Source organism: Lihuaxuella thermophila (assembly GCF_900110165.1).
GTDB classification, from domain to species: Bacteria; Bacillota; Bacilli; order Thermoactinomycetales; family Thermoactinomycetaceae; genus Lihuaxuella; species Lihuaxuella thermophila.
Map to the genome: position 1 here is coordinate 1 of NZ_FOCQ01000004.1, position 25,888 is coordinate 25,888.

Here is a 25,888-nt window from a genome sequence, read left to right on the forward strand (position 1 = left end):
ATTGGACATGCCCGGAATGTGGTGTTCATCAAGATCGGGACATCCATGCCGCCAAAAACATTCTGCAAGAAGGTTTAAGATTCATCGCCGTGGGGCCCACGGTTTGAGCTTGGTCTATTTCTCCCGGTTGCGGGAGATTACCCAAGAATCCCCTGCCTTTAGGCATGGGGAGCGGTCAAATCGGTCGAATCACGGTTATTCCCCTTTTTTCCAGCTCGCTCACGAAACGGGGATCTGTTTTGGCATCGGTGATGATCTCCGAAACCTGTTCGATGGGCGCAACGACGGATAAGGCCACTCTGCCGAATTTTGTATGATCGGCCACCACAATCGACCGTTTGGCCGACTGCATCATCGTGAGATCGGTGTACGCTTCCGACAGGTGGGTGGTGGTGAAACCGTGTTCGAGATCGATCCCGTCAACGCCGATAAAGGCGATGTCCGCTTTTAATTCCTTCAAGGTTCTCTCCGCAATATGTCCTACCATGGCATAGGATTTGGGGAGGACCGGCCCGCCGGCGATGACGAGCTGAATATGGGGCAACCCGGATAATTCGAATGCGATATTGATGCCGGTGGTTACGACGGTTAGCTCTTTTTTATCTTTCAATTCACGGGCAATATACATGGTCGTGCTGCCCGCGCTGAGCATGACCACCTGGCCGTCTTGCACGATCTCTTTGCATTTTTTGGCAATGCTCAATTTTTCTTCCTGTTGAAAGCGCTCTTTTTCCTGGAGCGAATTTTCCCCCGTCGGCTGGCGTAAAACGGCTCCTCCCGGAACTTTCGTCACCCATCCTTTGGCCTCCAGTTCGTCAAAATCCCTGCGGATCGTGATTTCACTGACTTGAAACTGTTTGCTGAGATCGGCAATCTTCAAAAAAGTCTCTGTTTTGAACATTTCCATGATCAATTCTTTGCGTTTTTGGTTGGATTTCATATGGATGCACCTATGGTCGGCTTAAGATTTTTTGTTGCGAGCCTTTCTTGATGACATCATCACTCATGAACTTCTCATAAAAAAGTCATGATGGTACTAATTATACACTTTTTTGGGTTGATAGGCTTGGATATGAAAATAAATGAACAAAAAAATGATCGAATGTGTGCATTTTTAGTGTATAAATCTTTACACTAAACAGAAAATATGATTAGATTAGATCAAAACCAGCATGAGAGGGGGAGGAAGAAATGGCCTTAGTGACAACCAGGGAGATGCTGGAGGATGCTTACCGGAATGGATATGCAGTCGGAGCGTTTGGCGTTCATCACTTAGAGGGAATCAGAGCGGTGATCGCCGGAGCAGAAGCGCTTGGTGCTCCGGTCATTCTGGCGACCACTCCGGGCACGATTCGCTATGTGGGCATCGAGTATCTGGCTTCGATGGCCAAATTGGCGGCGGAGCAGGCGAAAGTTCCGGTAGCCCTTCATCTGGATCACGGAAACAGCCTGGAAGTCGTGAAGCAATGTTTAAAAGCCGGTTATACGTCGATCATGATCGATGGTTCCCGGCTTCCGTTTGCCGAAAATGTGCGCTTGGTCCGGGAGGCGGTACAACTGGCGAAAGAATGTGGCGTGCCGGTCGAGGCGGAGCTCGGGACCATCGGCGGGACGGAAGACGATTTGCATGTGGAAGGTAGCAAGGCGATGTTTACCGATCCGGAGCTGGCCGCAGAATTTGTGAGGAAAACCGGAATTGATTTTTTGGCTCCGGCATTCGGAACAGCTCACGGCAAGTATAAAAAAGAGCCCAAATTGGATTTGCAACTCCTTGATGAAATTAACAGAAGAGTCGGAATCCCGCTGGTGATGCACGGCGCGTCCGGAGTTCCGGCAGAAAGCCTGCAAGCGTCTCTTTCATTCGGAATCAGCAAGGTCAACTTTTCGACAGAGCTCAAGGCCGCATTTGTGAAAGAATTGCGTAATTATCTCGTTCTTCACCCGGAGGAAGAAGACCCTCGGAAGTACTTTATCCCTGCGCGTCAAGCTGCAGAGCGGGTTGTGAAAGAAAAAATCAGCACCATTTCACGGAAAGGGGCAACGACCTGTTGATAACTACCGTGACACTCAATCCGGCCATCGATAAAACATACCGGATCAGAGAGCTGAAGTGCGGCCGGATCCACCGCGTTCAGCAGGTGACCGAGGCCCCGGGCGGCAAAGGGATTAACGTTGCCAAGGTGCTGCATCGCCTCGGGCAGCAGGTGGTAGCGACAGGATTGATCGGCGGCTATAACGGACAACGGATCTGTCACCTGTTGGATGAAATGCACATCAATCATGATTTCTGCCGGGTAAGCGGTGAATCACGCCTTTGCCTCAACATGATTGACGATCAAGGGGTCGGGACAGAAGTCCTTGAACCGGGTCCAGCCATTTCCCCTGCGGAGTGGAAGCGGATGAAAGACAAATGCGCGGACCTGGCCAAACAAAGTTCCTTTGTCGTTTTTTCGGGAAGTCTCCCCCTGGGGCTGGATCAGTCGGCTTATCAACAGCTGGTTCACCTCGTTCAGCAGTCCGGAGCCAAAGCGGTTTTGGATACGAGCGGGGCAGCCTTTCGGGCGGCGCTTGACGCATGCCCGTTCATGGTCAAACCCAATCTGGATGAAGTCAGGCAGATCCTGGGCGCAAACATGCTGACTCGGGAAGAAATCGGACAGGTGATCCAAGAGTGGCACCAACACGGAGTGGAGTGGATCGCTGTCTCTCTGGGAGCGGAAGGGGCGATCGTCTCCCGCCGGGATGCCGGAGCCTGGCTCGCGATCCCGCCGCAAATCGAAGCCGTCAATCCGGTGGGCAGCGGGGATTCCTTTGTGGCCGGCTTCGTGGCGGGGCTTGCGGAACATCGCAGCCTGGAAGAGTGTATACAATGGGCTGTTGCCTGCGGTGCGGCCAATGCGCTGGAAGAAAGAGCCGGGGAAATCGTTCCGGACCGGATTCGGGAATTTAACCCACAGGTGAAGTTGGTACGTCTGTCCATAACTTAATGAGGGAGAGTGAAGAGGTTGGTAGCAAGTCATACTTATGACGAAATCATCAGTCAGCCGGACGCACTGAAGCAAACCCTGCAAATGGTCAAGGAGCAGAGATTTCATGAAAAAGATCCTGATCTGACTGTCTTTTCCGGTTGCGGAACCTCCTATTATCTGGCTGTCTCGGCCGCCCGCTTTTTCCAGGAAGTGACCGGAAAGCCGGCACTGGCAGTTCCCGCTTCAGAAGTGATTCTCCATCCTGAACAAGTGTTTGCCAAAGGCCTGAAATACCAACTGGTGATCATCTCCCGGTCCGGAACCACCTCAGAAGCGGTTGCCGCATGTAAAACGATTGCCGGCCGCAAAGAGATCGGGGTGATGGCTGTCACTTGCCATGCCGGTTCTGCATTGGCCCGCCTGGCGGCGGAGAGCATCGTGCTGGATCATATCAAGGAAAAAAGTGTGGTGATGACCCAATCCTTCACCAATATGCTGTATGCGCTTCAGCTCTACTCGGCTAAAACAAGCCAAAACGATCGGATATGGAACGAGTTGACCCGATTGCCGGAGCAAATGGATCAAGTAATCGGCCAATTACCGCAAATTCGGGAGCTGGCGGAGAATTTACAATACCGCCGTTTCATTTTCCTCGGTTCCGGTGTATTAACCGGGATTGCCCGCGAAGCGACGCTAAAGCTGAAGGAAATGACACAAACCGAATGCGAAAGCTACTCCACTCTGGAATTCAGGCATGGACCGATTTCCATCGTCGATGACCGGACGGCGGTTATTCTCTTCACTTCTGAAAAAACGAAAGAATTGGATGCCCCGCTGATGGAGGAAATTCGCTCTTTCGGGGGGCATGCGGTTGCAGTTGGCCATTGCGCAGATCAGGTTTCAGCCGATACCGCATTGGTGATTGAGACCGATCTTTCCGGCTCTTGCCAGGCCATCCTGCTCCTTCCCCATTTTCAAATGCTGGCTTACTGCCGGGCTGTCAAGCTGGGCTTAAATCCGGATCAACCCAGGAATTTAAATCAAGTGGTGAAAATCTCCATCGGAGAGTGACGTCATGACAAACTATGCGCTGGCTTTAGACATTGGAGGAACGAAAATTGCCGGTGCGCTGGTCGACCGGTCAGGGAACTGTTCGTTTCGGAGCGAGTTGAAAAGTATCCCTCAGGAACGGGAAGCCATGTTTGGCCAAGTGGTTTCCTGCATTCGTCAAGTGCTGGCACAGGCGGACATCCAAGTGCAAGATATCGCCGGAATGGGTGTCGGAGTGCCGGGAAAGGTGGATCGGGAGAAAGGAATCGCGGTATATCAAAACAATCTTCCCTGGGACCATTTCCCTGTCGTGCGGAGGCTGCGGGAGATCTTTTCTGTTCCGGTGATTCTGGATAACGATGTTTGCATGGCCGCTTACGGTGAATGGTCCATGGCGGGGAAATCGGCAAACGAAACCTTTGTTTATCTCACTGTCAGCACCGGCATTGCCTGCAGTATCATTCATCAGGGATCTTTTGTGCGAGGTGCGGGTTTTGCCGGCGAATTGGGATTGCTCAAGATTCAGGAAGGTGCGGGTCTGGAAGGCAGCTTGGAAGCCATTGCGTCCGGTCCCGCGATTGAACGCCGGATGCAGGCGGAACAGGATCGGCAACCAGGATATACAACCCGGGAAGTGATCCGGGCTTACCGTCAAGGGCATCCTGTGGCAACTCAAGTGGTACGCGAGGCGGTCAGCTGCCTGGCACGGGGATTGCACACAGTCATCAGTCTGCTTGATCCCCATCGGATTGTGCTGGGCGGCGGCGTCATGCAAAATCACCCCGAACTCCTCACGGATTTAAAACGGGAGCTGCAGCCTCTCTTGATCCCGGAGCAACACGCAGCCCTGGACCGGATTCGGGTCACCACCCTCCGGGGAGATGCCGGTTTGATCGGTGCGGGACTTCGGGTGTTTTAGCTTGTCCGATTCATCACACCACGGAAATCGCTGGGATGAAGATCGGATTGAACTGACGGATCAGCCAGCATATTTGAAAAGCCATCGTTTGTGGATGTAAAGCAGGATGAACATTGTGGCCGCCTTTGAATTTCGGAAGCAGGCTTTTCTTGCCATGGAACGGGTTTGCCGGGGAATGACGCGGCGCACACGTTGCCGGTATCACGGGCAGTTCGGGTACGCATCGCTTTCCGTCAGGGGTTCTCAATCGCGACCGCCCCTGGTTTTAAAGTGAAATCAACCGGGTTAGGAATATTGGACGTTCCGGGTGAATACTCTACGGTACCACCATCGTGTCGGGGAGGTATCGTCTATGATACCCATGTATCCGTACTACGGTTTCCAAACGATTTGCAAACAAATTCCCTTGACCTTTCCGCCACAGCACCAGGAACAACAACCCGGTTTGGAATACTTGATGAACCCCCTGCCGATCTCTGACAATCCATATGTTAAAGGAAGTGGTAAATTAAAGGACAAGGTTGCGATTATCACCGGCGGTGATAGTGGCATCGGTCGGGCGGTTGCCATCGGATTTGCAAAGGAAGGTGCAGACGTGGCGATCGCTTATCTATATGAACATGAAGATGCGAACGAAACGAAGAGAATGGTTGAACATTACGGTCGCAGTTGTTTGATGATCCCGGGTGACCTGCGGGAAGAATCCGTTTGTTATAAAGTCGTAGCCAAGACCATCAAGTATTTTGGAAAATTGGATATCCTGGTGTTGAATCAGGCGGTACAGTTCCCGCAAAAGAGTATTTTAAACATTACGAGGGAGCAGTTGGAAAATACATTTCAAACGAATATTTATCCGCATTTTTTTCTTACCCGGGCGGCTTTGCCCTACCTGCGGAGGGGAAGTTCGATCATCAGTACGACCTCCGTGACAGCTTATGCCGGTCATCCTCTGCTCGTTGATTATTCGTCAACGAAAGGAGCCATTGTCTCATTTACCCGTTCGTTGTCATTCCAGTTGGTGAAAAAAGGGATTCGAGTAAATGCCGTGGCTCCGGGACCGATCTGGACTCCCTTAATTGTATCGAGCTTTTCGGCTGAATTTGTAAAAACTTTTGGAACAGAAACTCCCATGAAACGTGCCGGGCAACCGTTCGAACTGGCTCCGACATACGTTTATTTGGCATCCGATGATGCCTCCTATGTTACCGGACAAGTGTTGCATGTGAATGGGGGAGTGATCACCGAATCATAAGTCGTTCATACAGTTTCAGGAGAAAGTAGCAATGGTCTGGTCATCTCTTGATGCACGATCGAAAGTGACGATAAAATTAAATAAAAATAATAAGAAATATATGTAATCTCTCCTTGTTTTTATAGTATTATGAAATGGGGAGGGATTTTTATTGGATTGGATTTTAAATTCTATTCGGCGTATTCGTTCTTGGTGGGGCTCGGTTAAAAAGATATATCGGCGTATGCGCCGCAAGTACATTGAATTCAAACACTCGGCAAAGAAAAAGTTGCGAATTTTGCTATATCCATTTCTGGCGATCCGGTTCATCATTGAACAGATTGCGTGGAGGCATTTCCCGGTCCTGGATAAAAACATGTTTCTGACGGACAGCATCTTGGAACGTTGGTTATATTATGATATCCGGAGTGCATACAAGGGAAAGATCATCCCCCAGTATCCCATCGGCCCCTATTGGGCGGATTTTGCCCTCCCTGACTATAAACTGGTGATTGAGCTGGACGGCCGTAAGTATCATAAAGACCGAACAGAGCATGATCGGCGGCGCGATGCCTACATGCACCGGTTGGGGTGGAAAGTGATGCGTTTTTCGTACCAGGACGTGAAGAAGCGAAGAGCACAAACAATTGAGAAAATCCTGGATTACACATATAAACTGGATCAACAGCGAAAGAAAGAGGATCACTCCTGATTCGGAGACCCTCTTTCTTTTTGCGAAGGATTCAAATAGCTCCGAAATCGGATGCTCCTACTTGCCAAACGTGAACATAGACGGGATCCCAAGCACCAAATTCTAATTCAATTACAGAATGTCTTGATCAAGAAGGTATGGAATGGAAAAAAGAGCAAGATGGGAGTATCCATATTCATGAAAAAGATGGAGATAACGCGATGATGAAATGTGCTTAAACCCGCGTTGCGGGTGGAAAGCAGGACCTTGTCGCGCGAAACAGGTCACTGAAGGGATTCAGCGCTCTTGTTAAAAGGGCGTTTTTTGTTGAATGGTCAGAAGTAAAAATATCCAATCAACCCCTTGCTTTATGAATGTAACAATGTTACGATGATGGTAACGTAACATTGTTACATTCATAAGGATGTGGATGTAGATGAAAGAAGAATTGATTTCCAAAAAAGAACTGTTGGCACTGACAGGGATCTCCTATGGGCAACTGTACCGATGGAAGAGGCTGAAATTGATCCCGGAGTCCTGGTTTATTAAACAAGCGACGACGACCGGACAAGAGACCTTTTTTATAAAGGATAAGATTCTGAAAAGGGTCGCTTTTATCCTGGACAACAAGGATAAATATTCACTCGAAGAACTGGCCTCCATTTTGTCTCCGGTGTTTACCAACAAATTGTTTCGAAGCGGGGAGTTAAAGAAGAATCGCTGGCTGGACCCTTCGATCCTGCAGCAATGTGAAGAGTGCTTTTCCAAAAAAACATTTACTTTTACGGAAGTCCTTTTCATGACAATCATGAGCAAATGGAAAGAAGAATGGAAGCTGGAGGAAAGCGCGATCACTGAATGGATCTCCAGCGTGAAGAGCTGGTTGCCGCAGCTGAAAAACAACTCCTACCGGTTGATCATGTGCGAAAAAGGGGAGAAAAAGCTTTATCTGCTTACCGAGCAAGGCAAATCCTTTTTCCTGGATTCCGGGACCCGGCAACTGGAAGCAGCCGATTTGGAAGAGTGGGCCAAAGACTTGCATCGGCGTTTGTCGGAACATGATTATGTAAACTTGTTGGAGGGTGACCGCTGATGGAGGCTTTACACGACATGAATATTTCCGGATACAGCGAACAGAGCGGGGGGATATTTAATCAAGTGAAGATTACCGGCAAAGGGATCATCAACGGGGAAGTGAAAGCGAAGCAAATTCAAGTGGATGGGGCCGGAACCTTCCGCAGAGATGTAAATGCGGAAGAAATGAGCGTGAACGGAATCTGTTCGATTGACGGAACGGTACAATTCACCCGGTTTAGGGTACATGGCAGCTGCGATGTAAAGGGATCCGCGGTGTTGGAAGAATTGACGAATAAAGGAAAATGTTTGTTTGACGGAAATGTGAAGTCTGACAAGATTCATTCTGTGGGCAAACTCGTGGTGAACGGAGAACTGGAAGCTGAAGAATTTACCTCCAAGGGAGGGTTTGAAGTCAAAGGGCTGCTCAATGCGCAACTGATCGACATTCGAATCGGGTGGGATTGTTATGCGGAAGAAATCGGTGGTGAGGAAATCCGGGTCAAACACGAACCGCTCCATTTATTGACGAAGGCAAATGAGTGGGTGAACCAATTGCCGTTTGTCAAAAATTCAAGCAAAGATAAAATCTGGTTCGGAATCGGGGCCGGCATTTCACGCGATTGGAAATGGTTGAACAGCCATCTGTCCAAAACGCTGAAAGCCAAAACGATCGAGGGAACAACGGTAAATCTGGAATATACCCATGCGGACGTGGTGCGCGGAAATCACGTGGTCATCGGACCGGGATGCAAGATTGAAAAGGTGGAGTACATCGATTCATTAGAGGTTAGCCCTGAGGCGACGGTATTGGAGAAAATCAAACTATAAGAGAAAGCCCCTTCAGAGACGTATGCATCACTGAAGGGTCTTTTTTTGCGTACAAACGCCGCATCATCCCGATTTGATATAATGTTGAGTAGAGGTATACCACATGAACCAGGCTTGATTTCACGCCTGTTCTTAGCGGGTGAGCACATGAGAAGCGTCGGTTTTAACTATGGAACCTTAAAACTCCTCCCCGATGAGATCCATTGGGAGATACCTTTACGAAATGTGTTGGCTCGTACGCCGGAGGAGTTGGAACCCGTTTTTGAGCACCCGGACATTCATTTTCCCGTCACCATTGTGTTCTCGGAAGAGACAGAATCATTCATATACAAGGTTCAGTTGGACCCGAAATTTATTCCGTTCGAAAACATGCGCCGAAAGAAAACCGGGTTGATAGTTAAGCTGAATGCCACGGAGAACTTGGCCAAGATCGGCGAATTTTTTGAAGGTCACGACCAACTTGTGACGGTGTTTAAGCCTGTCAACTTCTTCGTCGATCCCGATGGTGGGGTAAAAGTGTTCTATTGTGGCGTCAAAGGGCTTCTTCCTGCAGAAGGTTACGAAGAAGAATCTCTCTTTGAGCAAGTGAAACGCTTAATTCTTCTGATATATTGCCGGGCGGGATTCGATGAATTGAAAGAATACGGATGCAGGTACGCGATTCGAAAAACACCCCGTAAATATCAATGGCTGGTCAGGCAACTCATCAAGGCCAAAACATACCGGGATCTATATTTCATCGTGCGGTCGGAAATTGAAGAACTGGTGGAACAGGAGGACTTGAAAAGACAGCGGCGACTTTATTCTGCAATCGTTCAAGGAAGTAAATGGGTAAAAACAGCCTGGCTCCTGGCCGCCATCAGTCTTGCAATTGCCGGAGGCGCTGTCTATCAGAAAATGACCGTTCCCCCGGCCCGTTCAGCAAAAGAAGTGAAAGAAAACGAACGACAGCGCAAGCCGGCCGCTTTAACCAGAGGACTCCATTATGCTTCCATGAAGCAATATGAAAAAGCCGCAAGAGAATTTGCACAGCTCGATTTTGACCAACTGGGGCCGGACGAGAAAAAAGAGGTGTTATATACGTACATGTACGCCGGTCAGGCAGAGAAAGCCATTGATCTGATGCCTGATTTTGCAGAAGTCGTAGTCGCTTATTACCTGTCCTCCCATAACATGGAGGGGATCAGGCGGTTAAAGTCCGACGAGCCGCCCGTCCGTTTTGAACAGGCCGTATTGACGAAAGATTTCGATGCGATCCTTCAGTTGCGCAATCAGGTGAAACTGGATCCCCGAAGACAAAAAATCATCGTGGACGCCTATATTCAAAAAAAGGACTACAAAGCAGCCAACACGTTTGCCCGGAGCACCGGAGACGCCGATTTGCTGCACTATTCCCTGATCAAGACGAATGAGGCTATAAGCAGGTAAGTTCAGGCTGTGAGGAGAAGTCAACGACCGGTTCATCCATCATCCTCTGGATGCCAATCAACAGATACAAGGAGTTGCTGGCTAAGCAGCTCTTTTTTATTTAAAATATATCCTATTATTAGAAAATAATAAATTATAATAGAGATAGAAATAAATAGCAGAAAGGACGATCGCATGGAAAACAAAAAGAATTTATTGTTGTACGGTATGATCGCATTGATCGGCTTGCTATTATTCTTTGGAATTTTTGTATTGCCCTATTTTCCGCAACTGATCAACAAAAATGCCAGCGAGGATCATATAGCCAATGTCATGACTTACATGAACTATTTTTTGACCATTTTAGCCACGCTGGGAACCATCAGCGGATTGGCTTTTACCATTTTTGGTTATTATCAGACGACAAAAGTTCCGCAAATGGTACAGGAAGAGATCGAGAAACGGATGCAGAAAATCATTCCCGAGCAAGAGTTGGCCAAGCAGCAAATTGAAGAGCTAAACCTGAAGACGAGCGACGCCATCAAATCCCTTCAACTTATGTTTGAGCCCAGTTTCCTCGGGGATCATGTGGATAACACGGAAAAAATGAAAAGCATCGAAAATGCAGTCAAGATCTATCCGGATCTGTGGCGTGCCAAATATTACAAGGCAAAAATCTATTGGAACGAGTATCAATTGCGCAAAAAAGTAAAATTCAGGGAAATGGCCCTGGATTTAATGAACCAACATGTAACCCGTCATCCGGAACATGATGAAGCATGGATTGAGCTGATCAACTGGCTGATGAAAGAGGATCAGCAGACCCGGGCCTTGACCAACCTGGAAAAGATGCTGGAACATAACCCCCATTTGGTAAAAGACGTCAATAGTCAGATTGATTGGGGCAATCTGAATACCGATGAACAGAAAAAATATAAGGACGATATTTTAAAGCAGTTTGAATTGAGGTTTAAAGGAGACGGAGAAGCCGGCAATAAGTTAATGAATTTATTTGAGCAAATATTTAACCGGAATAAAAAGGAGTAAATATTCCGCGACACCATCTCAGCATCATCGCCATATGAGGATCGATGGCAACTCAACAAACGGGAAGTAAATAAGTCTGACGGTAGGGCTTCCTGACTTTAATTCAACGAAATATAGGGCATCATCTGATGGAAGACTGTCTCCTGACGATAGATCCTGGCAAAAGCGGCATTATTCCTCGCTTCTGATCAATCCAAGTTTATGATGGGTTCGGCTTTCTATATCGACAGGGGAGTTACCTTTGGGAAAATGGCTTAGTTTTGGACAAAAGGGGAGAAACAGATGAAACTGCTTACCTATCGCTCAGAGGAGCAATTGCGGACAGGGCTCCTCACCGAAAAAGGAATTTTGCCGCTTCCTCATTCGATGGATGAAATCATACAGGGTGGAACATCGCTGCTTGATGAATTAAAACATATGGCCGCAAGCGGAACCATACAAGATCTGTTACAAGAACAAGAGATACGATTTGGCCCCTGTGTACCCCGGCCGGGCAAGATCATCTGTGTTGGCCTGAATTACCGGAAGCATGCGGAAGAGTCCAAGATGCCGATCCCTGAGTATCCGGTTTTGTTCAATAAGTTTGATAATACCGTTGCTGCCCATCAAGACGAGATTTTGCTGCCTGCCCACTCCAAACAAGTGGACTATGAAGCAGAATTGGCCATTGTGATCGGTAAAACCGCCAAAAATGTGGACAAAGAAGAGGCACTTGACTACGTTTTCGGCTATTGCGCCGCTAACGACCTGTCTGCCAGAGATCTTCAATTTCGCACAAATCAATGGTTGCTGGGGAAGTGCTGTGATGGATTTTGTCCATTGGGACCCTATCTGGTGACAGCGGATGAGGTAGGCAATCCCAATGAGCTGGGCATTCGTTCCTACGTGAACGGGGAACTGCGCCAAAATTCCAATACGGCCGATATGATCTTTGCCTGTGATGAGATCGTCAGCTATCTTTCTCAGCATATGACGTTACATCCGGGGGATGTGATTTTAACCGGCACGCCGGAGGGTGTGATTCTGGGATATCCCGAGGAAAAGCGCGTCTGGTTGAGAGAAGGGGATGAAGTAACGATTGAAATCGATCGGCTGGGACGGCTCTCCAACCGCATGAAACAAGAAATGTAAGAGAGCTGTGTCCGGCGGAGGAGCTTCAGCGGAGAATCGCTATCCCCGGATTTCATCCGATCCGTAAATGGATGGTATAAAAAAGAAACAAATCAAAGGGCTTGGAATCACCAAGTCCCTTTTTTATACATAAATGGCCAGACCCACATGATCATCCGTGGTGGTGGACATCAGGTCTGGGGTTCGCTGTGAAAGTGTGCTGGTTAAGGGTGTTTCTCTGGTTGTGCTTCCGGGCGGTCGTCCGTGTCGGTCTCCGTGCTCTTGAGGCTGGCAAGGATGCAAGAACTGGCCGCTCCGGCCCCTCTCTTCGGGCGCGGATCAAACTCGCTGTCGCTCAGACAGGTGATCCGCTTCCTCCCTTCGTTCGGGGCCTCCGCTGGGGACGGCCTCAAAGGCACTTCGTCCAATCACGCCCTCCCTGCACGAATTTATATTCATCTCTAGGTTACCATTCATGGATGATTTCGAGAAACTGGCTGAACGCTATGAGCGGAGGAATTTGTTTTCCGGCGGAGCGACTCTGCCACTGCAGCGGAGCGGAGACGGAAAACAAATTCCGGAGAGGGCTTTCTTCATGGGTTGTGTCAAGCTGTCATGGACTGCATTCTTTGCAACCTCCATAAACAGAACCAGCGGAGAAATCTGTTTGGCGACGAGTGACTCTGCCACTGCATCGGAACGGAGTCGCCAAACAGATTTCGGAGCGGAATCGAAACAGAGAGACTTCCATTCCCGGATCGTGAGAAGCTCATGTCTGATTTTATTGCTTCAGAGTAAGTTGTTCGGCTGCATGTGTGGGTTGAGAGAGAACGATGAGTTGATGAAATGATGCTTTTTATTTTTCTCTCTCGCAAAGATATAATGAAATAGAATGATAGAATCGCTTGTCATCCAACAGGTCAAGGTACCTTTTTCCAACAGGAGGCTTCCCATGTCGAAATATCTCCCCATTTCCATGCTGATCATGGTAATTGTGCTGATTGTGATTGCCAAGCTGATCAAAATTGGCATGCTGGCGGCCGGCTGTCTGATCATCCTGCTGATTGGATGGATGCTCTTCACGCGACGGCGCCGCCAAAGATGAACAGGGGGGGCTTTGAACTGTTCGTCTGCTGCCTGGAAAAACATAGAAACTATTAAATCACGCTAAAATAGATTTATACTTGAATATGAAAGCGCTTCCGAAACGGAAGGGAGAAGGTTGAGCGGAGATTGAAAAGATTAGCTTTAGCGATTCGGTCTGAAGATCTAATTGATTTTTATAGCGGAGGGATGGATCATGACGGAAAAAAAGCTGTTTAATAAAGAGAATCTTGTACCTGAACAAGAAATTTATACAGACTTTCAAAACAAAATGACTTATGGCGAGTATCTGCAGTTAGACCGGCTGCTCAACAGCCAGACTCTCCTGTCCGGCCATCATGATGAAATGCTTTTCATTATTATTCATCAAACCAGCGAGTTGTGGATGAAACTGATCCTGCACGAATTGAAAGCAGCCATCGCCCACATTCGGCAGGAGAAACTTTCTGCCGCTTTTAAGATGTTGGCGCGCGTCTCCAAGATTCAATCGCAAATCATCCAATCCTGGGATGTGCTTTCCACCTTGACTCCGTCAGAATATATGGAGTTTCGCGGCAAGCTGGGACAGGCTTCCGGCTTTCAATCGTACCAATATCGAATGATTGAATTTAGCTTGGGAAACAAGAGCAGGCATATATTGGAAATTTATAAAAAAGATCGGGAATTGCACGACTGTTTACAGAAAGCGCTCCATGAACCGAGTCTGTATGATGTATCGATTCAGGCGCTGGCGAAAGCCGGATTCCCCATTCATCCCGGTCAATTGGAGCGGGATTGGAGCCAGCCGTATCAGCCGCATCCCTCGGTGGAAGAGGCCTGGCTGTCTGTCTACCGGAATGTGGACAAATATTGGGATTTATACGAGCTGGCCGAAAAGCTGGTTGACCTGGAAGATTGGCTGCAGCAGTGGCGTTTCCGACACATGAAAACCGTTGAAAGGGTGATCGGCTTTAAGCGTGGGACCGGCGGCTCCTCAGGTGTTCCTTATTTGAAAAATGTGTTGGATCACCGTTTCTTCCCAGAATTGTGGGATATTCGCACGAAGTTGTAAAGACACAAACCAAAGGTTGAACGCCAAGGATGAATCTCACAAACTAAAAAACGTTCGGAGGTTGTATTCCATGTTGCAAGATTTTCAGCCGACTGAATCTTACGCCCGGCAATTGGACGGGCAGGATCCACTGTACGCTTTCCGTGAGGAATTTTACATCCCGGAAGGAACGATCTATCTGGATGGCAATTCGCTCGGATTATGTTCCCGACGGGCGGAGCAATCTCTCCTTTTGATGCTCGAATCCTGGAAACAGCATGCCATTGATGGCTGGACGGAAGGAAAGTACCCGTGGTTTTATTTGTCCGAAGAACTGGGGGCCAGGATGGCGGCCCTTGTGGGGGCGAAAAAGGAAGAAGTCGTTGTAACCGGGTCCACGACGGTCAACCTGCACCAACTGGTGTCCACCTTTTTTCGGCCTGAAGGAAAGCGAACGAAAATTGTCGCGGATGAATTGAATTTTCCGTCAGACATTTATGCTCTTCAGAGCCAGTTGCGACTTCACGGACTCAATCCCGCCGACCATCTGATCCGGGTAAGGAGCAGGGATGGAAGGCTCCTGGACGAAGACGATCTCATTCACGCGATGACGGAAGAAGTGCAGATGGTCATCCTGCCGACGGTCTTGTATCGCAGCGGGCAATTATTAGACATGGAGAGGCTGGTGAAAGCCGCCCATGAGCGCGGGATTTTGATCGGCTTTGACGCTTGCCACTCAATTGGAGCCATCCCCCACCGTTTCAGTGAATGGGGCGTCGATTTCGCCTTCTGGTGCACGTATAAGTATCTCAACAGCGGTCCGGGGGGAGTGGCAGCTCTTTATGTCAACGAAAAGCACCATGGACGGGTCCCCGGGCTTGCCGGTTGGTTCAGCTCCCGCAAGGATAAGCAGTTTGATATGAAACATGAGCTCGAACACGCAGAGAATGCAGGCGCTTTTCAGATCGGAACCCCGCATGTGTTCAGCACCGCGCCGTTAATCGGTTCGCTGGAAATATTTGCCGAGGCGGGTATCGATCGGATTCGCGAAAAATCCCTTCGCTTAACCCGGTATCTGATGTTGCTGATTGAGAGTGAACTGGCCGAATGGGGATTTTCCATCGGCAATCCGTTGGAAGATGATCGCCGCGGCGGGCATGTATGCCTGGAGCACGACGAAGCGGTACGCATCTGCAAAGCGTTGAAAGCGGAGAAAGTGGTGCCGGATTTCCGCGCCCCCCATGTAATCCGGCTGGCCCCGGTCGCTTTGTACACGTCTTACCATGAAGTCTGGGAAGCCGTCCAGCGATTGAAAACGATCATGGTGGAGAAGAAATACGAACAATATGAGAAAGTAAGAGGAGTGGTGGCCTGATGCGCTTGATTGACATCAGCCGTCCGCTATATGTCGGCATGCCTGTCTGGCCGGGAGATACCGAGTACCGGTTTCAGCTGGCCTGGACCAAGGAAGAAAGCGGATCGGTCAATGTGGGTCAAATCCTGCTCAGCACCCATACGGGAACCCATATTGATGCCCCTTACCATTTTGATGAGAACGGCAAAAAGGTGCACGAACTGGACTTATCTCTCTATGTGGGAACCGTCCGGGTGGTTCACTTGCCCCGTCGGGAGAGCATCGGAGCTTCTGATTTCCAGGGAATCGACCTGGAGGGGGTCAAGCGCTTGCTGATTCGTACCGATTCCTGGACGGACCCCGCACGGTTTCCGCAATCCGTCACTTTTTTGAGGGAAGACCTGGCTCCGTTTCTGGGGGAAAAAGGGGTAAAATTGCTCGGTTTGGACGTCCCTTCCGTCGACCGGCTCGACAGCAAAGAGCTGCCCGTCCACCATGCCTTGCACAAAGAGGGGATTCACATTTTGGAAGGGGCCTGTTTATCCGATGTGGAGGAAGGGGATTATGAACTGATCGCTTTGCCCCTCAAGCTGGAAGGAGCCGATGGCAGTCCGGTCCGGGCCGTGTTGCGACAGTGGTAGCAGAGAGCGCGAACGGTTGGACAGAAATTTTTTGTGTAAACGAAAGAAGCGCCCGCCTACCAGGCACTTCTTTCGTTTACAGTTGACTTTACTTTTTCCGCAAACCGGCCTGACCCGCCATCCATAACCCGCATTTTTCGATTAAGACATGATTTTGCGGAACCAGTCGGCAACGGGCTTGACTATTTCCTTGTACACCAGTTGAAGGACGGGGTAGATCATATTCAGCCAGATCCAGCGGACCGGGTAGTAAATCAGATGAAGAATGATCCAGCGGAGCGGATGCCAGATGATATGAAGCCAGACCCACCAGATGCCTTTCAGGATGAACTTGGCAATGATTTCGCACCAGCGCAGAACGAACAGGATCACTTCTTTATAAAGCCAGTACAACACGTATTTCCATACAAGGTATAAAGGATAGTAAATCAGATAATAGAGAACGGGATAAATGATCCACAACCATAAAAACTTGCAAAATGGAATCAACATGTAAATCGCGATGAACCGGAAGAAGGGGTACAGGATTTGCATCCACAGCCAACGGAATGGATGATAGATCAAATACATCCAAACGGGAACCGCGAAGTACTGCCAGATGAAGCGAAGAACCGGGGAAACCGCCTTTTCCCACACCCACGCGAGCGGCACAATAATCAAATAAGTGTAGAAAAGCTCAACGATCCGGAACAGCAAGTAGAATGGGAAATAAATGGCAAACCCGATTCCCCGAAACATATACTTGAGACCAGTTTCAAGCCAGTTCATTGACGCCACCTTATCTTATTGACATAGAAAAACACACAGCAAGATTGCCAACGGATTGCATGGGAATCACCACTCCCCTCTTCCCCGCCGGAGGGGAGTGGCATGTTTTCCTATTAAAAATTCTCATTCACCAGTGTCACTTTGCCAATGGCCTGTCCTGATTCCAGGCGTTTGTGGGCGAGAGACGCTTCGGAAAACTTGTAGGATTTGGAATCGAGCAAGGGACGCAATGTTCCTTCATCGACCCACTGAGCAATCTGCTTGAGAATCTGACCGTGATGGGATACATCCTCTCCCGTCAGGATTGGCAGGATCATAAAAACGGCATGCAGAGTGAGCCCCTTATTGTGCATCGGTGTCAAATCGTGGGTGGAGCGGGTGGCAATCGTAACCACCGTCCCTTTCACTTTGGCGGCTTCAAACGAACGGTCGATGTTGGCGCCTCCGACTGTATCGAACACGACGTCAAAACCCTGGCCGTCCGTATATTGATCCACGTATTCCCGGACAGACTGCCGGCGATAGTTGATCGCCACATCCGCACCGAGATCGCGGGCAATTTTTAGCTTTTCTTCAGAGGAAGCGGTGGTGTACACTTGCGCCCCTTTCGCTTTGGCGATCTGAATCGCCACGTGCCCCACTCCGCCTGCGGCCCCATGAATTAATACTTTTTGTCCCGGTTGAATCTGCGCGCGGTCAATCAGCGCTTCCCATGCCGTTATGGAGACGAGCGGCAGTGCAGCCGCTTCGCGGAATGAGAGGGATTTGGGCTTATGTGCCACTAATCGGGCGTCCGCCAGCATATAGTCGGCCAGCGCGCCGCCGGGAGTATTTTTAAAGCCGCCTGCACAGGCGTATACTTCATCACCGGGTTGAAACGATGTTACTCCTTCGCCGGTTTCTTCAATGACGCCGGCCACATCCCCGTGCAATACGGCAGGAAAAGCAGGGGCGAGCGCGGGAACAAATCCGCTGCGGATTTTCATGTCGATCGGGTTTACACTGGAAGCGGCGACACGGATTAAGACATGGCCGGGCAATACTTTCGGACGGTCTGTTTCCATGCTTTGAAACACTTCCGGGCCGCCGAATTGAGTGATGGCTTGAACTCGCAAATTTTCTCACTCCTTATAAAAATATGTATATCTGTATTTTATCATTTTGGAATGAAAAAAAGAGGCGAAGAATCGTCTCGCCTCTAAATGTGCAAAATGATCTGAGCGGTGGTAAAGTAAATCATCAAACCGGTCCCGTCGACCAGGGTTGTAATCAGTGGACCTGATACGACAGCCGGGTCGATCCTCAGCCGATGGAGTAAAAGCGGCAATACCGCGGAGATGAGGGAAGACCACAAAACGATAAAGAATGCGGACACCGCCACCACATACCCGATATTGATCTCGACGTCCATTAGATATGCGCGAAGGTAAGCGACCACGCCAAGCGACAAACCCAGAATCAACCCGGTAATAAGCTCTTTGCGGATCACGCGCAAGACATCGTTAAATTTAACTTCCCCGACGCCCAGGGCACGCACCAGTGTGCTGACGATCTGCGAACCCGTATTTCCGCCGGTTCCGATCAAGAGCGGGATAAAGAAGGAGAGGGCAACCACTTTATCGAGGGCTCCTTGGTAACTTTCCAGAACATTGGAGGTATAGGCTCCGCCGATGAAAAGGACGAGCAGCCAGATGATCCGCTTGCTGAACAGGTCCCAAATGGACGTCTTAAAGTAGGGTTCTGACAGCGGCTGGCTTCCTCCTAATTTTTGGAAGTCTTCCGTCGCCTCTTCCTGAATCACCTCGACGACATCATCATACGTGATGATCCCGATGAGCCGGTTTTGGCTGTCAACCACAGGCAAGGCGTAAAAGCTGTAGCGTGACAAGATGTTGGCCACTTCCTCCTGTTCCATTTCGGCAGGAACCGAGATGACATCGGTGGTGGCGATGTCGGCAAGGCGGGTGCCGGGGCTCGCCAATATCACTTCTTTCAGGGAAACGACTCCGACCAACTCCCCGCGTGTACTGGTTACATAGATATAGGAGATGATCTCCGCCTCATGTCCGACTTTGCGGATGTGCTGCAAGCTTTTTTCCCCGGACCAGTAGGACCGCGCCGAGATGTAGTCTACCGTCATCAGGCTTCCCGCTGTATATTCGGGGTAAGTCATTAAGTTGTTAATTTTATTCCGATAATCTTCCGGCAGTAACCGGAGCATTTTTTCTGCTTGCAAGGGATGAATCGCGAGCAACATGTCAACCACTGTGTCGCTGGACATCTGTTTCAACAGAGGGGAAGCGACAGAATCATGCAGATGGTGCAAGATCTGATACTGCACCTCCGGTTCGAGATATTCCAGCGCCTCAGCTGCATCGGTCAGCGGTAAGTTTGCAATCAGCTCCACTCGTTCTCGTTCGTCCATCCCTCGCAGAATTTCGGATAAGTCATAGGGTTGCAACTGCTGAAGAAGATCATACAGCTGATCGTTCTTGCTAGTGTCTGAAATTTTGAGTGCAGATTCAATTTGTTGTTGAACCAAAGCATAATTCATCCGTTTCCCCTCCTTTTTTTCTAAGCATTAAAAAAACCCACTCTGAAACAGAGAGGGATTCATAGCCAAATAAGCCCATATGATGGGCGCTGAACTATCCCCCTCGATTGAGCTTTGGCACTGAACGGCATAGGTCGACCGACCAGCTACATTAGAAAAGACCTTCCTTCCGATCTTTCCTGCTGACCCATTGGCGTCTCTCGACATTTTTGGGCAGTAGCGTCTCTCCGAACAGGAACCTCACCTAACAGAGATAGTAAAAAATATGGACTTTGGATAGGGCAAGTATAACCTCTGTGTAAGGTATTGTCAATTTAATTTTTTGTAAATGAGGGCGTAAAGATGTTGATCTGTTTGTATAATATGAATAAAACAAAAAAATGGATACAGTGGATGGAATCGTTGCGGGTCGATCTTGATGCCCGGGAGCAGGATGCCTGACCGGAGTGAGGGCTTGATTTTTGAAAGAAAATTCTGTATAATTATACTAACCCCTTTTTTCATTTTTGTATCTCCATGTGGAAAATATGCCGGTTCAATGGATGATCAGCACTTACTTTTTTTTGAAGCGATGCATTTAATAGTTGTATAGAAAGCATCATTGAAAAGAAGGGGGTCAAGCGATCGGAACGCTTGACGATCTAGTCCTTTCTGCTGCCTTGGGTGTCAACCATCCAGGTTCTCTGACACGGATCGGAAGAGTTTCACGCGCCAGCTTTCACCGACCTGAGACATCTCAAACCCAAGGGAAAAAAATTCCGGGCGAGGAAGGGATGTCAAATGAATAATGATGAATTAAAAGCGTTGGAACGCGCTATTGATGAAATAACGGAAGTCGCGAAGGGGTTTGGCCTCGATTTTTACCCGATGCGCTACGAGATCTGTCCGGCCGACATCATTTATACGTTTGGCGCCTACGGGATGCCGACACGCTTTTCGCATTGGAGTTTCGGGAAAGCCTTTCATAAAATGAAGCTGCAATATGATCTCAACCTGAGCAAAATCTATGAGCTGGTGATCAACTCCAATCCATGTTACGCCTTTCTGTTAAAAGGAAACAGTTTGATACAAAACAAATTGATTGTAGCCCATGTGTTGGCCCATTGCGACTTCTTTAAAAACAATGTGCGTTTTTCCAACACTTCACGCGACATGGTCGAGAGTATGGCGGCCAGTGCCGAAAGGATCCGGGGGTATGAAATCGAGTACGGAAAAGAGGTTGTCGAAACGTTTCTGGATCATGCGCTTGCGGTTCAGGAGCATATCAACCCCAGCCTGATTGATCTCAGAAATCGTTATAAATCCAAACCCGTTCCTGCCGTAAAAAAACGACGGGTAACTCCTTATGATGATTTGTGGAGCCTGGATGAACGCAAAGAAAAGGAAGAAGTACGGGAAAAGCCGGAGAGGCGCCGCTTCCCGGAAGAACCGGAAAAAGATTTGCTGTTGTTTATCATGCAGCACAGCCGGGTGCTCGACGATTGGCATCAGGACATTTTAACCATCATCCGCGACGAGATGCTCTATTTTTGGCCGCAGCTGGAAACGAAGATCATGAATGAGGGATGGGCTTCCTACTGGCATATCCGCATTATGAGGGAACTGGATTTGACGGATGCGGAAACCATTGAATTTGCCAAGCTGAATGCCTCCGTTCTTCAGCCGTCGACCACATCCATCAATCCTTATTATCTGGGATTAAAGATTTTTGAGGATATTGAACGCAGGTGGGATCATCCCACAGAACAAGAGATGAAAGAATTGGGACGTAAACCCGGTCAAGGCAGGCGGAAAATTTTTGAGGTGCGGGAAATGGACTCGGATATATCCTTTATTCGCAATTATTTGACCAAGGAATTGGTAGAAGAGATGGACATGTATGTTTTCGCCCGACAGGGGAATGATTGGACGATCACGGATAAGAGTTGGGAGCAGGTCCGGGACCAGCTGGTGGCAAGCAGGGTCAACGGGGGTCATCCGGTAATTCTGGTTAAAGATGGAGATTATCTGCAAAATGGAGAACTGTACCTGGTACACCAATTCGAGGGTGTGGAATTGGATCTGAAATACTTGGAAAGAACCCTCCCGCACGTGTACGCCTTGTGGGGACGATCGGTCTATTTGGAAACGGTGATTGAAAACCGTCCAGTCGTGTTTTGCTATAATGGAAAAAAATGTACACGAAGATTTCTATAGGTGAAAAAAAGGCTCCGGGAAAGTTAACCCGGAGCCTCTATCAATCCCACCAGTTCATCAGATCATCATGATTGGATTCATTTTTATTGGCAGTCCCGGGTTCCTCGCAGGAAGGGCCGGCTCCGGACTTCTCATGACGGTGGTCTGCCCTGGAGGAGCAGCACTCATTCAACTCTTCATCCTTTTTAATGTCAGAAGTCGCGATCCGGGATTCTGTCGGTTCTTCAGCTCGAACTGCCGGTTCATCCGGTTTCGTTTTGCCAGGGGATACGGAGTGGATATTGGCGACCTCTTTTTCCCCGGACTCCTCAGCAAATGCATCCATATGAGGGAACCCTGTCGTTAGCGGGAAGTTGGCGATCCAGAAAATGTTCCCTTGAACGGAATGGGTTGGTTGACCTGCTCTTTGCACCCTCAGGGTGAATCCGCTCTTTGACCGATTGACCAGGCTGGCAAAGCAGAAAGGCTGATCCGTCATGGCTACCACGACATAAGGGGACGTTGGGCTGTTGGGCAACGGAATTTCCAGCAATTGATTATTTTCTCCATCTTCTAAATGAAAGTCCTGCGCACCTGACAAGACCATTGGTTGGAGCGGAAGCGGATTGAAGTTCAGTTTCTCGATTCCGATCGAGCCGTCTGCGATTTTTTCTCCCGTAATGGAGTTGTCTCGCAGATGAAAATCATGGATCTGTTTTTCTTGAATATGGCGGGCTTCCACGGCCCCGTCGGCCAGTTTGGAAGCAACGACGGATTGGTCTGCCAAATGCCGCTCGGTGATTTGTTCTTCTTGAATATGGAAAGAAAGCACGGAATGTTTGGCCAGATGATCACTTTGAATGGATTTCTCCGCTAATTTTTTCGAGGTAACGGATCGGTCTTTCAAATGGCGTTCCTCGATTTGTTCATGTTGGATATGTTGCGAAAGAACGGCGTTACCGTCTAACTTAGCGGAGGACACGGCTTTGTCCGCGAGATGTTGTTCTTCGATCTGTTCATGTTGGATGTGACGGGCAAGCACGGCCTGATCGGCAAGATGCTCACTGTGAACGGCGTTACCTGCCAACTTGGCGGAGGACACGGCTTTGTCCGTGAGATGTTGTTCTCCGATCTGTTCATGTTGGATGTGACGGGCAAGCACGGCCTGATCGCCAAGATGTTCACTGTGAACGGCGTTACCTGCCAACTTGGCGGAGGACACGGCCTTGTCCGCGAGATGTTGTTCTTCGATCTGTTCATGCTGGATGTGACGGGCAAGCACAGCCTGGTCGGCAAGATGTTCAGAGTGAACGGCGTTACCTGCCAACTTGGCGGAGGACACGGCCTTGTCCGCGAGATGTTGTTCTTCGATCTGTTCATGCTGGATGTGACGGGCAAGCACAGCCTGGTCGGCAAGATGTTCAGAGTGAACGGCGTTACCTGCCAACTTGGCGGAGGACACGGCTTTGTCTGCGAGATGTTGTTCTTCGATCTGTTTATGCTGGATGTGACGGGCAAGCACGGCCTGATCGGCAAGATGCTCACTGTGAACGGATTGGATTGACAATTTGCCGGAGGTTACGGATTGATCCATGAGATGCCGGGTATCGACGGAATCATCGGCTAAATGGTGGAAGGTTACTGAACCGTCGGCCAAATGGCGTGCTTCAATTTGTTTGTCGGAGATGTGGCGGGACAGGATGACATCATCTTGGAGATGTTCGCTCTGAACAGACTCTTCAGCCAATTTGCCGGAAGTTACAGATCCGTCTGCCAGATGCCGGTGTTCGATTTGTTCATCCATGAGATGTCGGGAGCTGACAGACTGATCGGCGAGATGCCGGCCGTCAACGGCTTCGCTGGCCAACTGCTTGGAGGTTACGCAACCTTCAGCCAAATGCCAAGTCTGTATCTGTTCTGCGTCAATGTGTCTGGATGAGATGATTCCTTCATTGAGATGTTTATCCAGAACACTGTGAGGAGCTAATTTGCTTGAGGAGACGGACCCTTCAGCCAATTTGTCGGCAGTGATGGAATAATTAATGATCTTGTCGGTGGAGATGGATTCGGGTGAAAGTTTGGAAGTCGTGATGGAACGGTCCACCAGTTTGGAACCCGGGATGGAGTTGTTGGCGATGTGCTGCTCACAGATACTCTCATCCTGGATATGGAATTTGTTGATGCTTTGTTCTTGCAGATGCTGTTCTTGGATGGATCTGGGACTTAAGTGTTTGGCCTCTACGGCTTGATCCTGGATCATATCCGATTGGATGGACTGAGGGGCGATTTTCGATGCAGTCACAGAGCGATCAGAGATATGATCCTCTTGAATGATATTTTTCCCCAGATGCCTGTTTGAGATCGCGTATTCTTCTATATGTTCGCTTCCAACGGAATGCGGTGAAATCTTTTTGGAAGTGATGATCTCATCGGCCAAATGATGGGATTGGACGGCCTCCTCTGACAGATGGCAGGCACGGACCGAAGCAGGCGCGATTTTGTCCGGGGTGACGGCTTCCTTGGCCAATTTCTCCTGGGTAATCGACTCATTTTTTATTTTTTGGCCACTGATGGATTGATCGCGCAGATGTTCATTTGAGATGGAGTCCGAAGCGATTTTTTGAGCGGTGACAGAGCGGTCCGCCAGTTTGGAGCCCGGAACGGAATTGTCGGAAATATGCTCTTCACCGATACTTCCCTCTTGAATGTGCGACTTGCCCACAGATCTGTCATCAAGGTGGTTGCTTTGTATGATCTTGGACTGGAGATGATGGGTTTGGACCGTTTGATCCTTAATCATGATCGAATCAATGGATTGAGGTGCGATCTTTTCAGAGGTTACTGAATACGGAGCCAGTTGTTCTTCATGGATAATCTGTTTCCCCAGGTGTTTCGTTTGGATGGATGCTTCTTGAAGATGGCTGCTTCCCACCGATTGGGCGGCTAGTTTGCTTGAAGTGATGATGCCGTTTTGCAGGTGAAGGGTCTGGATCGCATCATTCGATATATGGCGGGATTGAATGGACTGGGGAGATAATTTTCCGCTCGTTACGGCTTCTTTGGACAGTTTTTCTTCGGTAACGGCCTCATCCTGAATCTTGGCTGTGGAGACGGATAAATCCGCCAGTTTCGCGTTGTTGATGACATGATTTGCCAGGTGGATGGTCTCGACGGAACTGCTTTTCAATTTGGCTCCGCTGATGGACTGATCCGCCAAGTGCTCGCCCTGAATATGGCCGACTCCCAAATGGTGGCCGAAAATCGTCCGTTCTTTGAGTTTGGTTCCGTCAATACTGTGATCCATCAACCGGTCACCGGGAATTCCGTTTTCTTTGATGTGCTTGCCCTGGATGGCTTCCCTTGCGATTTTCTCACCGGTGATACAATCTGCATCCAGATGGAATTCTTTAATGGAGCGGCGCGCAATTTTGGAAGATGTAACGGCTTCCCCCGCTAACTTGGATTCGCTGATGATTTCGTTTTCCAAATGATCTCTGGCGATTACGCCTTTTTTTATTTTTGAGCCATCCACAGCTTGATTGGCGAGTTTTTCTGTTGTAATAAGAGCGTCAGCCAAATCATCCGTATAGATGACAGGTTGGTTGGTGTTGCCTGGGTTGCGGACTTTTTTAACCGTCGCCAGCCGGTGTTCAGCCTCTTGTTTTGCCGGCTCTTTTTTCGCAGGCTGCTCAGACACGGCGCGCTTTATTTCCGAAGCAGACGGTGTGTCGGACGATGGGGCTTGCTTGGCTGCCTTTTTCTCCAGCTCTTTCTTTTCGAGTTCTTTCTTTTCCAGCTTGATTAACTCTTCTAAGATGATCTCGTCCTGCATATGACTGTAAGATCTTTTTTTGCGAGAAGAGTGGGATCTGCTTTTCTTCACGAAGCCTCATCCTTTCTCGGCGTACTCATTTATATTTAGGTATATTCATC

The 25,888-nt window shown here is 49.0% G+C and carries 24 protein-coding genes, 1 pseudogene and 1 riboswitch; of the genes and pseudogenes, 20 read left to right on the plus strand and 5 right to left on the minus strand.

Going from position 1 to position 25,888, the window contains the following annotated elements:
- Positions 1-107 (plus strand): zinc ribbon domain-containing protein (locus tag BMW55_RS05190; RefSeq protein ID WP_139179446.1); only part of this gene is annotated, 107 nt, incomplete at its 5' end.
- Positions 108-175: 68 nt separating this feature from the next.
- Here BMW55_RS05190 and BMW55_RS05195 read toward each other — a convergent pair.
- On the minus strand, positions 176-940 hold the full coding sequence (locus BMW55_RS05195; protein ID WP_089966050.1) for a DeoR/GlpR family DNA-binding transcription regulator: 765 nt from the start codon (positions 938-940) through the stop codon (positions 176-178).
- A gap of 251 nt (positions 941-1,191) precedes the next feature.
- On the opposite strand from BMW55_RS05195, the gene BMW55_RS05200 reads away from it, so the two are divergent.
- The 18 genes and pseudogenes from BMW55_RS05200 (at position 1,192) to kynB (ending at position 16,458) form a co-directional block, all read left to right on the plus strand.
- Complete coding sequence (locus BMW55_RS05200; protein ID WP_089966052.1) at positions 1,192-2,052, plus strand: class II fructose-bisphosphate aldolase; 861 nt, start codon at positions 1,192-1,194, stop codon at positions 2,050-2,052.
- Positions 2,049-2,987 carry a 1-phosphofructokinase gene (pfkB, locus tag BMW55_RS05205; protein ID WP_170839752.1) on the plus strand — a complete coding sequence of 313 codons (939 nt, stop codon included), beginning with the start codon at positions 2,049-2,051 and terminating at the stop codon, positions 2,985-2,987. Before BMW55_RS05200 ends, pfkB begins: the two co-directional genes overlap by 4 nt.
- 18 nt (positions 2,988-3,005) lie before the next feature.
- Positions 3,006-4,040 (plus strand): SIS domain-containing protein, encoded by a 1,035-nt coding sequence (locus BMW55_RS05210; RefSeq protein ID WP_244527452.1) that lies wholly within the window; start codon positions 3,006-3,008, stop codon positions 4,038-4,040.
- A gap of 4 nt (positions 4,041-4,044) precedes the next feature.
- A complete protein-coding gene (locus tag BMW55_RS05215; protein WP_089966056.1) occupies positions 4,045-4,938 on the plus strand; it encodes an ROK family protein in 894 nt (297 codons plus the stop codon).
- 352 nt (positions 4,939-5,290) lie between these two features.
- Entirely contained in the window at positions 5,291-6,190 is a 900-nt protein-coding gene (locus tag BMW55_RS05225) for an SDR family oxidoreductase (protein ID WP_089966061.1), read from the plus strand.
- Positions 6,191-6,413: 223 nt separating this feature from the next.
- Positions 6,414-6,881, plus strand: a complete 468-nt coding sequence (locus tag BMW55_RS05230) for an endonuclease domain-containing protein (protein WP_139179447.1) — start codon at positions 6,414-6,416, stop codon at positions 6,879-6,881.
- Positions 6,882-7,296: 415 nt separating this feature from the next.
- Positions 7,297-7,953: a DUF4004 family protein gene (locus BMW55_RS05235; protein ID WP_089966065.1), complete on the plus strand. Its 657-nt coding sequence runs from the start codon at positions 7,297-7,299 to the stop codon at positions 7,951-7,953.
- A 17-nt stretch (positions 7,954-7,970) separates the two neighbouring features.
- A complete protein-coding gene (locus BMW55_RS05240) occupies positions 7,971-8,765 on the plus strand; it encodes a polymer-forming cytoskeletal protein (protein ID WP_170839753.1) in 795 nt (264 codons plus the stop codon).
- 147 nt (positions 8,766-8,912) lie between these two features.
- Positions 8,913-10,193, plus strand: coding sequence for a type VII secretion protein EssB/YukC (locus BMW55_RS05245; RefSeq protein WP_170839754.1), 1,281 nt, complete (start codon positions 8,913-8,915; stop codon positions 10,191-10,193).
- A 174-nt stretch (positions 10,194-10,367) separates the two neighbouring features.
- On the plus strand, positions 10,368-11,219 hold the full coding sequence (locus BMW55_RS05250; protein ID WP_089966071.1) for a tetratricopeptide repeat protein: 852 nt from the start codon (positions 10,368-10,370) through the stop codon (positions 11,217-11,219).
- A 156-nt stretch (positions 11,220-11,375) separates the two neighbouring features.
- Positions 11,376-11,477 (plus strand): annotated as a pseudogene (locus tag BMW55_RS19640) (short-chain dehydrogenase); the annotation flags it as partial.
- 24 nt (positions 11,478-11,501) lie between these two features.
- Complete coding sequence (locus BMW55_RS05255) at positions 11,502-12,350, plus strand: fumarylacetoacetate hydrolase family protein (RefSeq protein ID WP_089966073.1); 849 nt, start codon at positions 11,502-11,504, stop codon at positions 12,348-12,350.
- A 243-nt stretch (positions 12,351-12,593) separates the two neighbouring features.
- On the plus strand, positions 12,594-12,794 hold the full coding sequence (locus tag BMW55_RS18965) for a hypothetical protein (protein ID WP_139179449.1): 201 nt from the start codon (positions 12,594-12,596) through the stop codon (positions 12,792-12,794).
- Between the two features lie 10 nt (positions 12,795-12,804).
- Complete coding sequence (locus BMW55_RS05265) at positions 12,805-13,179, plus strand: hypothetical protein (RefSeq protein WP_089966077.1); 375 nt, start codon at positions 12,805-12,807, stop codon at positions 13,177-13,179.
- Between the two features lie 102 nt (positions 13,180-13,281).
- Entirely contained in the window at positions 13,282-13,434 is a 153-nt protein-coding gene (locus tag BMW55_RS19250) for a hypothetical protein (RefSeq protein WP_170839755.1), read from the plus strand.
- Between the two features lie 195 nt (positions 13,435-13,629).
- A complete protein-coding gene (gene kynA, locus BMW55_RS05270; RefSeq protein ID WP_425283820.1) occupies positions 13,630-14,484 on the plus strand; it encodes a tryptophan 2,3-dioxygenase in 855 nt (284 codons plus the stop codon).
- Positions 14,485-14,554: 70 nt separating this feature from the next.
- Complete coding sequence (gene kynU / locus BMW55_RS05275) at positions 14,555-15,838, plus strand: kynureninase (RefSeq protein ID WP_089966079.1); 1,284 nt, start codon at positions 14,555-14,557, stop codon at positions 15,836-15,838.
- Entirely contained in the window at positions 15,838-16,458 is a 621-nt protein-coding gene (gene kynB, locus BMW55_RS05280; RefSeq protein WP_089966081.1) for an arylformamidase, read from the plus strand. The genes kynU and kynB overlap by 1 nt, the downstream gene beginning before the upstream one ends.
- 141 nt (positions 16,459-16,599) lie before the next feature.
- On the opposite strand, the gene BMW55_RS05285 is transcribed toward kynB, so the two are convergent.
- The 3 genes from BMW55_RS05285 to mgtE form a co-directional block, all read right to left on the minus strand.
- Entirely contained in the window at positions 16,600-17,226 is a 627-nt protein-coding gene (locus tag BMW55_RS05285; protein ID WP_089966083.1) for a hypothetical protein, read from the minus strand.
- 113 nt (positions 17,227-17,339) lie between these two features.
- Positions 17,340-18,341, minus strand: coding sequence for a zinc-dependent alcohol dehydrogenase family protein (locus tag BMW55_RS05290; protein ID WP_425283821.1), 1,002 nt, complete (start codon positions 18,339-18,341; stop codon positions 17,340-17,342).
- A gap of 83 nt (positions 18,342-18,424) precedes the next feature.
- A complete protein-coding gene (mgtE, locus tag BMW55_RS05295) occupies positions 18,425-19,753 on the minus strand; it encodes a magnesium transporter (protein ID WP_425283823.1) in 1,329 nt (442 codons plus the stop codon).
- A gap of 119 nt (positions 19,754-19,872) precedes the next feature.
- A riboswitch (M-box (ykoK) riboswitch) is annotated at positions 19,873-20,039 on the minus strand.
- Positions 20,040-20,560: 521 nt separating this feature from the next.
- On the opposite strand from mgtE, the gene BMW55_RS05300 reads away from it, so the two are divergent.
- Complete coding sequence (locus BMW55_RS05300; RefSeq protein ID WP_089966087.1) at positions 20,561-21,976, plus strand: SpoVR family protein; 1,416 nt, start codon at positions 20,561-20,563, stop codon at positions 21,974-21,976.
- A 40-nt stretch (positions 21,977-22,016) separates the two neighbouring features.
- Here the strand turns inward: BMW55_RS05300 and BMW55_RS05305 are convergent, their stop codons facing one another.
- The gene (locus BMW55_RS05305; RefSeq protein WP_089966089.1) at positions 22,017-25,838 is read right to left on the minus strand and encodes a WIAG-tail domain; all 3,822 of its coding nucleotides are present in this window, start codon (positions 25,836-25,838) and stop codon (positions 22,017-22,019) included.
- Positions 25,839-25,888 lie beyond the last annotated feature (50 nt).